Origin of the sequence: Acetobacter indonesiensis, from assembly GCF_000963945.1 — a bacterium.
GTDB classification, from domain to species: Bacteria; Pseudomonadota; Alphaproteobacteria; order Acetobacterales; family Acetobacteraceae; genus Acetobacter; species Acetobacter indonesiensis.
Genome location: NZ_BAMW01000015.1, coordinates 122,213 through 135,455, shown reverse-complemented (window position 1 = coordinate 135,455; position 13,243 = coordinate 122,213). Strand labels below are relative to the sequence as shown.

Sequence of the window (13,243 nt, the reverse complement as noted above, 5' to 3'; positions counted from 1 at the left end):
TGGCATGATCAGGGCTAGATTTTTCTACGCTTTTGCCCCCAGCGGCAAAGGCTGGCGGCATTCCAGTGCCGTTTTGCTGTTTCGCTCTGTGCCTTCTGATAACGAAGGTACGCTGTCTTTTATGTTTCCAAGGCTTCAGAGACCCAATGGCCGACGCACTTCCTTATACTGATGCAGACCCCACTGTTGCCGAACTTCTGGCCACGCATCCTCACCTGAAAATGGATGTGCAAAGCGGGCTTATGCTGGAAGATGTTCCGCTGAATGCCATTGCCGATGCCGTTGGCACCCCCTGTTGGGTTATTGGCGCGGGCACCCTTCGTGCCCGCATGCACCGCCTGCGCACGGCCATGCAGCAGGCAGGGCTGAACGTCGCCATTCATTACGCCGTCAAGGCGAACGATCATCTGGCTGTCCTCTCGCTGCTGCGGGCCGAGGGCTACGGGGCCGATATTGTCAGCGGTGGCGAACTGGCCCGTGCCATAAAAGCAGGCATGCCAGCCGACCGCATCGTCTTTTCAGGTGTTGGCAAGGCCGATGCCGAATTGGAGCAGGCTATCGGGTTAGGCGTTGGCCAGATCAATGTTGAAAGCGCTGAGGAACTGGATGTTATTTCCACCATTGCGCAGAAACTCGGGAAAACAGCCACTGTAACGCTGCGCGTAAACCCGGATGTTGACGCCAAAACCCACGCTAAGATCACCACCGGGCTGGCTGCCAATAAATTCGGTATTCCCTTTGATGATGCAGCATCTCTCTACGCGCACGCTAAAAGCCTGCCCGGCATTAACGCGGTTGGTTTTTCAACGCATATTGGCAGCCAGATCCTGTCTATGGCCCCATACCGTGCGGCCTATGCCCGCATGGCGGAACTTGTGCAGACTGTGCGCGCTGCCGGCCTGACTGTTGACGTCATTGACTGCGGTGGCGGCCTTGGCATTTCGTACCGTAATGAACCAGAAGGTCAGCCTGAAGCCTTGGCCGGAGCAATAAAGGCTGAACTGGGCCACCTGAATGTACGACTGGCCATTGAACCCGGCCGCTGGCCCATTGGCCCCGCTGGTGTGCTTCTGGGCAGCGTCATTCTGCACAAGGCCCGTGGCAATGAAGCCCCTTTTCTGGTGCTTGATGCTGCCATGAATGATCTACTGCGCCCCAGCATGTATGATGCGTGGCATGGTATTCTGCCCCTCAGTGCGCACGAAGCCGCTCTCCCGGCCACACATGCCCATGTTGTTGGCCCCGTATGCGAAAGCGGAGATACCTTTGCCCGCGACCGGCTGCTGCCCCCTATGAAACGCGGTTCACGCGTAGCCATTCTGGACACGGGCGCTTATGGTGCGGTTATGAGCTCCACTTACAATAGCCGCCCCTTTGCCACCGAAGTGTTGGTTGAAAACGGCACATGGCAGGTTATTCGCAAGCGGCAGACCATTGACGAACTATGGCAGGATGAAACTGTGCCCACCCACCTCGCCGAGACCGTATGAAGACAGGTGATCTGAAAAACGATCTCGCGTCTTCCACGGCGCAGGGCGGCTCTTTAGCCGCACGGCTGGCAACAGCCCGAAAAAACGCAGCCTTTGTGCTGCGCACAGAACGCCTGTGGCCTGCCCTGCAACCCACCACAGGTCTGTTGGGGCTTTATGTTCTGGCTGGGCTGGCCCGCCTGCCCCAACATCTGCCAGACGGGCTGCGTCTTGTAACCGTCGCAGGCTGGCTCAGCCTGTGCGGGTGGCGGCTACACCGTGACCTGTCAAACCTGCGGCCACCGTCCCGCCATGCCATAGACCGCCGCATTGAACAGGCTTCTGGGCTTTCCAACCATCCGCTCGCCACGCTGACTGACAAACCCGCCGGACAACCTGACGCGATCACAGCCTCTCTTTGGCAGGCCCATCAGCATCGGGTTCTGGCATCCCTTGGTCACTTACGGGCTGGTTGGCCCACTCTTTGGCCTGCAACACCCTTCCGGCGCGTAGCGGCTGGGGGGCTTGTAGTGGCTTTGATTGCGGGATGCATTGCTGCAGGGTCATCAGCCCCCGGCCGTGTGCTGGCAGCGTTCATTCCCGGGCGGGACGACCCGGATGTTCCTCTGCCGCATGTTGAGGCCTGGATAACGCCCCCGGCCTATGCCCCGGATGCTCCTGTCTTTTTAAGCACCGGCACACCATCCCCATCCGTGCCCGAAGGGGCGCGCCTGACAGCCATTGTGACTGGGCTTGCCACACACCCGATTGTGCGCAGCGGCAACGGTATGGTGCTGACGGATGAAGCCCATCGGGCTCTTGATACAAAAAGCTGGAAGCTGGATGTCACACTTGGCCATACCGGCACAGTCCGCCTTGCCGCTCGCGGTCGCACATTGGCCCAATGGCCGGTCACCATACTGCCTGATGCAAAACCTACCGCCGCATGGGGGCCAAACCCGGGAGCAGGCAAAGGGGACTGGCGCACACGCCTGCCGTATGAAGCTGCCCACGCCTATGGTCTGGCATCCCTGACGGTTGAACTGCATCTGGTGCATCCCGGCAGAGGCCCTTCCCGCACGCTGACTGTTCCCCTGCCCCTGACCGGCCACCCAAAAACGGCAAAAGGGATCATCACGCCAGATCTGTCAGAAGACACATGGGCGGGTGAAGACGTTAAAGGCACGATTGTTGCCCGCTCTATTAGCGGCCACGAAGGCCGAAGCCAGACTGTCGCTTTCAGGCTCGGTGCACGGGTTTTTCACTCACCCGTAGCGCGGGCCGTGCTTGATCTCCGCAAACGCTACGCACTTGGGCGCGAAACGCGCAGTAGTGCGGCAACCGATCTGGCTGCCTTGGGCGAGACACCCGGTCCGATTAACGACCATACAGGCATGTTCCTGAACCTCACCAGTATTGTCGCCATGCTGGAAAACGAAGACTTGAGCGATGATGCCGCGCAGACGGGGGCCGTGGGCCTTCTCTGGGATCTGGCGCTGGACATTGAAGACCGACGCAATGGGGATGACGCCTCGGCTCAGGCGTCGATTGATGCACGGGCGGCGCAGGCGGCGGTTGCCCAACAACTGCGCCATATGCGTGAAGATGGTAAACAGGACCAGCAGTCCCGCGCCGAACTGGAAAACCGATTAAGCGCCCTGAAAGACGCCATTGCCCGTAAAATGCAGGCGCTTGCAGCACAGGCCATGCGCGAGCATACCGCCATTCCTGATCTTCCGGGCCTGTCCCGCGCTGGCGATAAGGCTTTTTCCAATCTGATGAAAAAATTGCAGAGTGACGCTGCCAACGGTCGCTCGGGCGATGCGCTTGAGCGTCTTCAGCAGATGGAAGACGCAACCGAACGGATGCGCAATGCCACACCACAAGATATGGCCGCCCTCGCCCGTCAGATGGTTGCGCAGCAGAAAGCGCAGGAACAGGCTGCCGCCCTGCGTGATCTGACTGGCAAACAGACATCGCTGCTTGATCATGCCCAATCACGTCTGGACGAGGTCTTGCGCGCACGCTCCCGCCAGCAGAACGCACTGGAAGACGATGGCGGCGATGGAGATCAGGACTACGGCGGTATGTCCACGTCTGAACTGCTACGCAGGCTTGGCCTGCCCCAGCAACCCTCGTCGGGTTCAGATCAGCAATTTGGGCCACCAGCCCCCGGAATGGACGCGTCGCCCCCAGCCGGTCAGGATGAACCATCCGCACAAACCATGATTGACCCGGCCAAAGCGGAACAACAGGCTGCCGCACGGCGGACAGACCGCGCTACCCAGCGTGCACTCGAACACGCGCTGGATGAACTGAAAGAGGAATTCAAGGAACTGACAGGCAAGACTCCTGCTGCGTTTACTGATGCGCAGAAAAGCATGAAAGACGCCCGCAAGGCCCTGAACGATGGAGAAGATGCCGCAGCCGCCACAGCGCAGGAAAAAGTGCTTGAAGCCCTGCGGAAAGGCCGCCAGCAAATGCAGGACGCCATGAAGGGCGACGGTAAAAGTTCGGCCCCCAGCTTTATCCCTGCTTTTGGCTCCAGTCAGGGCGATGGCAACGGACAGCAGGGTCAAGGCAATGCTGAAAACGGAGATGGCGGATCAAACCCGTCAGACGATTCTGACGAAAGTGACGAGCAGGATAAACAGCAGGGCAAGCGCGACCCGCTGGGACGTCGGCTGGGTGAAGGCGGTGATCAGGCACCCGATGATGGAACACATGTGCCCGATACGGTTGCCCGGCAGCGGGCCCGCGAAATTGAACAGGAACTGCGCCGTCGCGATTCAGATCGCACTCGTCCACAGCAGGAACTCGATTATCTTGATCGGCTGCTAAAGCCATTCTGAACCAGTGGTGCCTTGTCTCTGCGCCATAAAATACCTAAGGTTGAGCAGTTTTTATTCTAGCTGTGAGTACCATTATTTATGGCCCGTTTTCTTGTTACCGGTGGCGCCGGGTATGTTGGCAGCCACGTTGTTCTTGCCCTGCTGGATGATGGGCATGACGTTGTGGTGTTTGACAGCCTGCGCACCGGCCACCGGGCCGCAGTGCCTGAACAGGCAACATTTGTGCATGGGGACCTGGCCGATCTGGATTGCCTGAACAAGGTTCTGTCAGAAGGCCCGTGGGATGGTGTTCTGCATTTTGCTGCACTGTCTCTGGTGGGTGAAAGCATGCAGGACCCCATGCTTTATATGTCCGCCAATGCGGGCATCGGGTTTGGGTTGATTGATGCCTGCGTGCGTCATGGCATCAAACGTTTTGTGTTTTCCTCCACAGCGGCCCTGTTCGGCTCTGCCGGAGACGCACCGATTGATGAAGATACTCCCGTCGATCCGGGTTCTCCTTACGGGGAAAGCAAATATATGGTTGAGCGGGCCCTGTATTGGGCAGACCGCATTCACGGCCTGAAAAGCGCCTGCCTGCGCTACTTCAATGCCGCAGGGGCAGACCCCGCAGGCCGTGCGGGTGAAGACCACAGACCGGAAACCCATCTTATTCCGTTGGTTATTGACGCTGCCCTTGAACGCCGCCCGGCCTTGACCCTGTTCGGTCAGGATTACCCGACGGCAGATGGCACATGCGTTCGCGATTATGTGCATGTGACTGACCTTGCCCGTGCTCATCTGGCCGTTCTGCCGCTTCTTAACGAAAAGAGCGTAACTTTTAACGTTGGCACAGGGCGCGGCAATTCAAACCGGGAAATTATTGACAGCGTAGCGCGCGTGACCGGATTAGAAGTTCCTTGGAAAGCGGGTGACCGTCGCCCCGGTGACCCCCCGTGCCTTGTCGCCAGCCCCAAACGTCTGATGGAAGCAACCGGCTGGGCTCCTGAATTTACGGACATCGACCGGATTGTGGAGACCGCTTACGCTTGGCGTAAGGCGCACCCACAAGGTTATGGCGCGTAATTTTTTCTCCTTTTGGCCATCCTGCCATTTTCTTGGCAGGATGGTTTCTGGCGCTGCCGCCCTGCTTTTTACGTGCAGCGCCGTCCATGCGGAAGGGCCTGCCTATCGCACCCATCTGGCAGGCGTTGGGCAAAACGACCCCCGAACGCGTGTGGATGTTACCCAGATGCCGTGGTCAGCTATTGGCCGGGTGCAGACCGAGCTTGGCAGCCGCTGCACGGGATTTCTGATCAGCCCTGTTTTGGTTGAAACCGCTGGCCACTGCCTGTGGCTTTCCCAGACAAAACGCTTCATACGCCCATCAAGTGTTCACTTTTTGCTGGGCTACAGCGGGAACCATTTCGTGGCGCATGCCCGCGTCATTCGCACCATTCTACCGCCCGATTATGCGACGGATAAGGAAGCCGCAACAGCCGGGTTAGACCACGCAACATTGGTGCTTGATCACCCGATTGCGAAGCCCGAAAATGTTTTCCATGTTACAGCCTCAACTGCGGATATTGCACCCGGCACATCTGTGCTGCTTGGCGGGTACGAACAGAACCAGCCTGACATTATAACGGCTGATCTGAACTGCCATATTACTGGCCTGTCAGACGACCAGAACGGGCACCCATTATTCACGCACGATTGCGCTGGAACACATGGCAGCAGCGGTGCCCCTGTCCTCACCAAAACAGCGCAAGGCTGGCAGGTTCTTGGGGTGCAGGTTCAGGCCAATACTGCGGGGAATGGTGGTCGCGCCGTACCCTTGTTGAATACCGCGGTGCCATAATGCGCAAGATCAAGGACAGCACCCTCTGTTTGACAGAAACTGACCCAACTCTTTTTGTCTAGGGAAGGTCCGCATCCATGTTTGCAATGCGCCTGCACAAACCCGGCACTCCTCTACAATGGGAAGAACTCCCGGACCCCATACCTGGCCCCGGCGAAATTCGGGTAAAAGTGCTTGCCTGCGGTGTCTGCCGCACAGATCTGCATGTTGTGGATGGAGACCTGACGCACCCCCAGTTACCTGTTACACCCGGCCATGAAATTGTCGGGCGGATTGATGCGCTGGGCGTTGGCGTTTCCACTCTTGCCCTTGGGCAACGGGTCGGTATTCCCTGGTTGGGGCACACTTGCGGTCACTGCCCCTACTGCACCAGCCATCATGAAAATTTGTGTGACCATCCCGTTTTTACCGGATACACGCGTGACGGCGGGTATGCCACCATGGCCGTTGCTGACGCCCGGTTTGCCTTCCCTTTGGGTGAGGACGGATCAGATATCGATCTTGCCCCACTGCTATGTGCCGGGTTGATTGGCTGGCGGTCACTGGCCAAAACCGGGGATGCGCAAAAAGTCGGCCTCTATGGGTTTGGTGCGGCAGCGCATATCATAGCGCAGGTGCTGGTCTGGCAGAAAAAGGAAGTCTTCGCCTTCACCCGGCCCGGCGACACAAAAACACAAAATTTTGCCAAGACGTTGGGGGCAAAATGGACGGGTGGGTCTGACGAACAGCCGCCAGAGCCTCTGGATGCCGCCATTATTTTTGCGCCAACAGGCAGTCTGGTGCCTGCGGCTTTGAAAGTTCTGCGAAAAGGCGGAAAAGTTGTATGCGCGGGTATCCATATGAGCGAAATCCCGGCTTTTTCCTATGATACTCTGTGGGAAGAACGGGAAATCGTCTCGGTGGCGAACCTGACACGACAGGATGGGCTCGATTTTCTGTCTTTGGCACCAAAAATCGGTATTCGCACAACAACCACCCGTTATGCACTGAAAGATGCGAACCAGGCGCTGGATGATTTACGGCATGGGCGCTTTGATGGGGCCGCTGTTCTGGTGCCGTAATGCTCGTTTATCGTGGGACGTTTTCACACCCTTCAAGGGGCTCTTTTTCCACTGCCTTTAGAACAGCCTCCAGCAGCCCCGGAAAGCGGCTATTCAGTTCAGCATCACGCAGGCGGTTCATGTGCGTTGTTCCGATAATTTCCGTGTATACAACACCCGCTTTTCGTAACACCATAAAATGATGCGACGTTGAGGATTTGGGCCTTCCCCCTTGTAGCGGCGCGCACGGCTGGGGCTGGGCGATAGCCAGTTTGCGCACCACGGACAACCGATACGGATCAGCCAGTGCGTGCAGAACGGCTATCAGGTCAAAATCCTCAATCGGTGGGTGGTCATACTGCTTCATGATTTCTCTTTACCGCGAGGGGCTTGCAGAACTCAATAGTTCGACTATATTCGAACTATTGAGTTTTCAGAGTATCGCACAAAAAGAGAGTTATCATGTCAGGTCTTTTTCAGCCTTATACGCTTAAGGATATTACCCTGCGAAACCGCATCATGGTTGCGCCCATGTGCCAATACATGGCGCACGATGGTGTTCCCAATGACTGGCATGCCGTGCATTACGCATCCTTGGCCCGTGGTGGTTCGGGGCTTGTGGTGGCCGAAGCCACCGCCGTTTCCCCCGAAGGACGCATTACCCCAAACTGCCTTGGCCTGTGGAACGATGAACAAGCCGCAGCCTTCTCCCCTATTGTCGAAAGTATCCGCAAGGCCGGTGCGGTACCGGGTATTCAGATTGCCCATGCAGGCCGCAAGGCAAGCGCAAATATCCCGTGGGAGGGAGACGACCACATTCCCGCAACTGATGCGCGAAGCTGGCAGCCTATCGGCCCCTCCCCCATTGCATTTGGCGCCAACCTGCCCCGCACCCCGCAGGAAATGACCTTAGAGGACATTGCGCGCGTCCAAGCAGATTTTGTCAAAGCAGCGGAACGCGCCAGAGACGTTGGGTTTCAATGGCTGATGCTCCATTTTGCCCACGGCTATCTGGCACAGAGCTTCTTTTCCGAACATTCCAACCAGCGCACCGATCAATATGGCGGGTCAGCCGAAAATCGCGCCCGTTTTCTGATTGAAACGCTAGAAGCTGTTAAGAAAGTCTGGCCCGAAAACCTGCCCCTGACGGCGCGCTTCGGCGTGATAGAGTTTGATGGACGGGACGAAGAAACATTCAAGGATTCAATCAGCTTTTTGAAAAAACTTCGTGCATCCGGCCTCGATTTTCTGGATGTCAGCATCGGTTTTTCCACCCCGGAAGCCCAAATACCGTGGGGACCTGCATTCATGGGACCGTGGGCCAGCCAGGTCGGTAAGGAAACAGGGCTGCCCGTTTCAACGTCATGGTACATCAGCGAAGGCAGACAGGCAGACGCCTTAATCCGCACTGGCGGCCTTGATATGGTTTCAATCGGACGCCCCTTACTGGCCGATCCACATTGGCCCTACGTTGCGGCCCGTGCAGTCCATAATAAGGAAGCCGCCACTCTGCTGCCTAAACCCTACGGGTGGTGGCTGGCAAAATATCAGTAAAATACGCCTGATAATCGAAAAGCTGTTTAGCTGGCTTTCTTAACCAACACCCGGCAGCAACACGATCTTGCTGCCGGGTGTGCCTGCTTTCTTATGATTTTTTCGCTAAGCCGACACATTGGTCCGGCCCCGGAAACTCCCGGCTCCGCACGGCTGTTGCATAATCGGCAACGGCTTTATCTACCTCTGCTCCCAGATTGCCAAAACGCTTCACAAAACGCGGGGTAAAATCGGAGAAAAGACCCAGCATGTCTTCTCCCACCAACACCTGCCCCCCACAGGCCGGGGAAGCACCGATACCAATGGTAATCGCAGGCACGGCTTCAGTAATGGCCCGTGCCAAAGGCTCCATGGTACTTTCTATCACCATGGCAAACGCGCCAGCATCCGACACTGCTTTGGCGTCCTGCATAATCTGATCCGCTTCATCGCCACGCCCTACTGTTCTGAAGCCACCATGGGTATGCACGGCCTGTGGTTTCAACCCGATATGCCCAATGACCGGAATACCGCGCTGGGTCAGAAACCGGATGGTTTCAGCCATTTCGACCCCACCTTCCAGCTTGACGCATCCGGCCCCTGTGCGCGCCATAATATCGGCTGATGTTCTGAACGCCTGCTCCGGGCTTTCCTGATAACTGCCAAACGGCAGGTCGATAGCAACACAGGCCCGCTGACTGCCCCGTATAACAGCCTGACCATGGGCAATCATCATGTCAGTTGTCACGGCCAGCGTTGAGTCCATGCCATACACCACCATACCCAACGAATCCCCCACCAGCAGAAGATCACAATGGGGGTCCATCAGCTTTGCCATGGGGGCTGTGTACGCCGTCAAAGCAACAACCGGGGTCTCCAACGCGGCGAGAGAGCGCGGAGTATGCCGTTTGGTCGCACCATGTTTGCTCAAAAAAATATCTCCCGCTCAAGAATTCAGCACTGCCGCACCATCACCGAGAAGCCGACACTCTGTCCACCCGCTCAAGAGAATGTTTTTTCAAGAAACCGGAAAGAGAATGGAAACTGGGCATTGACAACAGCCACCCCGCCCGTTAGTTCACTGCTCAACAAGACGGAAGGGTGCCCGAGTGGCTAAAGGGGGCGGACTGTAAATCCGCTGGCGTACGCCTACGTTGGTTCGAATCCAACCCCTTCCACCATTTGTTACAATCCATAAAATTTATTATTGTCGTCGCGTTTATAGGCTTTTTCTGCCTGTATTTCGTGTGATCTGACACGTCTTTATTCTGCCTGATCAAATTACTTTACCGGCAGGTCTTTCCCTGATCCAATCAAGGTGCGTCAGATTTTCCTTATCGCAGGCTTATGTCTGGCCCAGATCCCCGCTGATAGGATACACGCCTTAGAAGGCCCCTTTTGGTCGTGACCTGATACAGTCTTTGCGGTGTGCGTGTGATTTCCAGCTTTCGTTTTCCGTCGCGTTCTTTTTTGCCGCTAGCAGTCGTTGCCCTGCTATCGGGCTGCGCTGCGCCAATTTCCATCAGCCAGCAATCGCTTAAGCACACATACATTGAGCGAAACCGTAGCGCGTTAAGTGGGTCTGCGCTTAGCAATACCACCCACACCATTCTTCAACGCCAAAATCTGCTCTCGCTCTGGCGGTCTCACCCTACGCAGGCGATTGCAGCCCTGCGCACAATGACCCAGAACCATTTTTATGCGCAAACACTCCCCGATCAGCTTTTTGCCCTTTCGGAACTGAGCTACCAGCGTGCGCGCAAACAGAATGACCGTGCATTGTTCATGGCCGCAGCCCTGTATGCGTATGCCTACCTGAACCCCACCGGCACGGAAGCTGACCGCCCCAGCCCTTATGATCGCCATTTCCGGCAAGCGTGCGATATTTACATGCTGGGTCTGACCGAAGCATTGGGGGCTCCCATTGTACTGACACCGCAGCAGTGGACGCTTCCTTTTGGTTCCCTGACGCTCTCTGAACCGTTCCCCCACTATCGCTGGTTTGGGCATGATCTGACTGATTTGCGTCCGCTGGCCCGGCTCAAGGTCTCGGGAATTCAGAATGTGTATAGCCATATGGGACTGGGCGAACCCGTGGCTGCCCTGCCTCATCTCACCGAACAGGAAGCAAAATCCTTTCAGGTTTCAGACAGGCTGCGTGTTCCGCTTAATCTCCTCCTGACATTTGACACACCCCGCCAGCAGGTTCTGAAAAACAGACTTCAGGCACAGTTAAAGCTTACTGCCATTGAAGAGACGAGTGCTGCACAAAACCAGACACCCCTCCAATATGACCAGACAGCCGCCCGTGCCCTTAGCCTGACGGAAGGCATGGATTGGTCCGCTGAGTATAAAGGCTTTTTAGATGGTCGGTTGTTTGACCAAAGCAGCAGACCGCAGCTCATTACCATTGAACCACACCGCAGCGGCCATCGCCCCGTTGTGCTGGTGCACGGAACAGCATCAAGCGCTGCGCGATGGGCGGATATGGTGAATGATCTGCTGGAAGACCCGAATATTCGCAACCATTACGAATTCTGGTTTTTTTCGTACGCAACGGGAAACCCTATTCCTTATTCTGCGCTCCAACTTCGTAAATCATTAGACGATGCCGTCAAACATTTTGGGGGTATGCAATCTGACCCTGCATTGGGCAAAATCACGTTGATTGGCCACAGTCAGGGTGGCTTACTGATAAAACTCCTCGCCGTTCATGCGCAGGACAAGCTGTGGAACGGCATGGTGTCTCGCCCGCTTGAAAGTTTGAATCTGTCCGCCCAAAACAAAACCCTATTGCAGGACGCGTTGTTTCCTGAACCCATGCCGTCCGTCAAAAGTGTCGTGTTCATTTCCACACCGCAACACGGCAGCTATATTGCCGGGTTTTCAATTGCGCATATGGTCGGACGAATGGTTACGTTTCCGCTGACCGTAACGGAAGTGACAAAAGCCGTTCTCACCAGTGACCCCACTATTCGCCGCCTGAACATGCGTCCATGGCGTGTCGGGAGTGTCTATGGCATGTCGCCTCGCAGTTCATTCATCAAATCGCTCGCCACAATCCCCGTAGCGCAAGATATTGACGCCCATTCCATTATCCCTGTGTTGGGCAACAATGCGTTGGCAAAAAGCGATGATGGCGTTGTGTCCTACAAAAGCGCACATATTGAGGACGTTAATTCGGAGCTTGTGGTACGGCACTCTTCCCACTCCACACAGTCCAACCCGATTACGATTTCTGAAGTCCGTCGTATTCTGCTGCAACAATTACACGATGACGACCACGCAACCCCTGATGATTTTGTTACTAAAAGGGACATTATGACTTTGGGGGGTGAATATATTCCTACCCAGCGCCCTTTCCATGACAAGCCAGAACCGCCAGCCTTGACCCCACTCAGTCCTGCCGGGGTCTCTGCTCCGGCACATGCCGGTGCCCAGACACCATGAAAACGGCGCATCGTAGCAGCCGCCTCCCTCACCGCTGGATGCGATGGGTTGCAGCGTTTGTTGTATTATGCGGCACAGCGTTTGCCACTGCGGCGTTTTATTACTCCACCCTTTTGCCAGACAGTTTGCGCTTAACGCTGACAGGGACTTTTCCGGTTCTGGTTCTCTGCGCAGTTTTTCTCATCAAAACACGCTTGAGAAAAAACCTGTCCCTTGCATTTTTATTTGGAGGTTTTCTGGTCTGGTATTGCACGGATGCCCCACGCAATGACCGAGACTGGGCTGGTGAATACGCCATCCCAGCAGATGCCATCCTTCAGGGCCGCATTGCCCACATTAAGCATGTAAGAAACTTTATTTACACAACGCCCGATACCTACACCCCGCAGTACTATGATGCTGATTATAATCTGGATGATCTGACATCACTTGATCTGATTACATCCTATTGGGCAGGTGACTCGATTGCGCATGTGTTCCTCAGCTTTGGCTTCCGGGACGGCAAACATCTGGCCATCTCCATTGAAACACGACGGCAGAAAAGATTTCCCTACTCCGCCATTGCCGGGTTTTTTCATCATTACGAACTCTTTTACGTTACGGCTGATGAAAGAGACCTGATTGGCGTCCGCACAGATATCCGTAAGGAACGCGTCTATCTGTACCAAGTCGCCCTTTCCGATGCGGCCAGAGAACGTCTTTTCCTTAGCTATCTGGCAGAAATTCACACTCTGGCCCGTCAGCCTGCATGGTACAATACCCTGACCGATAACTGCACCACGGGTATTCTGGCACGGGCACAGGCACGGTTTCGCTATCGGTTAGACTGGCGTGTGCTGTTAAGTGGCTACACGGCTTCTCTGGCATATGATCTGGGACTTTTGAAATCTGATGATATGGATTTCAAAACATTGAAACAGCATAGCCGTATTCAGCGACCACCTACCGCACTACCTGAAGAAAACTATTCGCAGGATATTCGGAAAGCGCTTTTGCCCTGAAAACCCTTGGTAGCCTGAAGCGTAGCAAAAATGCCGCGGTCAGCCAATACTCACATCC

At 55.9% G+C, this 13,243-nt stretch carries 10 protein-coding genes and 1 tRNA gene; 9 read left to right on the top strand and 2 right to left on the bottom strand.

The genetic code is table 11. The features are described from left to right. Window positions 1-146: 146 nt before the first annotated feature. From lysA to Abin_RS05495, 5 genes are all read left to right on the top strand, one after another. Entirely contained in the window at window positions 147-1,490 is a 1,344-nt protein-coding gene (gene lysA / locus Abin_RS05515; RefSeq protein WP_048845347.1) for a diaminopimelate decarboxylase, read from the top strand. Continuing rightward, window positions 1,487-4,321, top strand: coding sequence for a DUF4175 domain-containing protein (locus Abin_RS05510; RefSeq protein ID WP_048845346.1), 2,835 nt, complete (start codon window positions 1,487-1,489; stop codon window positions 4,319-4,321). Before lysA ends, Abin_RS05510 begins: the two co-directional genes overlap by 4 nt. Window positions 4,322-4,399: 78 nt before the next feature. After that, window positions 4,400-5,386, top strand: coding sequence for a UDP-glucose 4-epimerase GalE (galE, locus tag Abin_RS05505; RefSeq protein ID WP_048845345.1), 987 nt, complete (start codon window positions 4,400-4,402; stop codon window positions 5,384-5,386). After that, window positions 5,376-6,161: a trypsin-like serine peptidase gene (locus Abin_RS05500; RefSeq protein ID WP_048845344.1), complete on the top strand. Its 786-nt coding sequence runs from the start codon at window positions 5,376-5,378 to the stop codon at window positions 6,159-6,161. Before galE ends, Abin_RS05500 begins: the two co-directional genes overlap by 11 nt. Before the next feature lie 77 nt (window positions 6,162-6,238). Next, window positions 6,239-7,222, top strand: a complete 984-nt coding sequence (locus tag Abin_RS05495; protein WP_048845343.1) for a zinc-dependent alcohol dehydrogenase family protein — start codon at window positions 6,239-6,241, stop codon at window positions 7,220-7,222. Window positions 7,223-7,229: 7 nt separating this feature from the next. Here Abin_RS05495 and Abin_RS05490 read toward each other — a convergent pair whose 3' ends face one another. Continuing rightward, entirely contained in the window at window positions 7,230-7,568 is a 339-nt protein-coding gene (locus tag Abin_RS05490) for an ArsR/SmtB family transcription factor (protein WP_048845342.1), read from the bottom strand. 95 nt (window positions 7,569-7,663) lie between these two features. Between Abin_RS05490 and Abin_RS05485 the strand changes: the two genes are divergently transcribed. Further along, a complete protein-coding gene (locus Abin_RS05485; protein ID WP_048845341.1) occupies window positions 7,664-8,755 on the top strand; it encodes an NADH:flavin oxidoreductase/NADH oxidase in 1,092 nt (363 codons plus the stop codon). A 91-nt stretch (window positions 8,756-8,846) separates the two neighbouring features. On the opposite strand, the gene panB is transcribed toward Abin_RS05485, so the two are convergent. Then, the gene (gene panB / locus Abin_RS05480) at window positions 8,847-9,665 is read right to left on the bottom strand and encodes a 3-methyl-2-oxobutanoate hydroxymethyltransferase (protein ID WP_048845340.1); all 819 of its coding nucleotides are present in this window, start codon (window positions 9,663-9,665) and stop codon (window positions 8,847-8,849) included. 164 nt (window positions 9,666-9,829) lie between these two features. Here panB and Abin_RS05475 point away from each other — a divergent pair. From Abin_RS05475 to Abin_RS05465, 3 genes are all read left to right on the top strand, one after another. Then, window positions 9,830-9,915 (top strand) — tRNA-Tyr (locus Abin_RS05475). A 253-nt stretch (window positions 9,916-10,168) separates the two neighbouring features. Next, on the top strand, window positions 10,169-12,184 hold the full coding sequence (locus tag Abin_RS05470; protein WP_255319257.1) for an esterase/lipase family protein: 2,016 nt from the start codon (window positions 10,169-10,171) through the stop codon (window positions 12,182-12,184). Continuing rightward, a complete protein-coding gene (locus tag Abin_RS05465; protein ID WP_048845339.1) occupies window positions 12,181-13,185 on the top strand; it encodes an Lnb N-terminal periplasmic domain-containing protein in 1,005 nt (334 codons plus the stop codon). The genes Abin_RS05470 and Abin_RS05465 overlap by 4 nt, the downstream gene beginning before the upstream one ends. Window positions 13,186-13,243 lie beyond the last annotated feature (58 nt).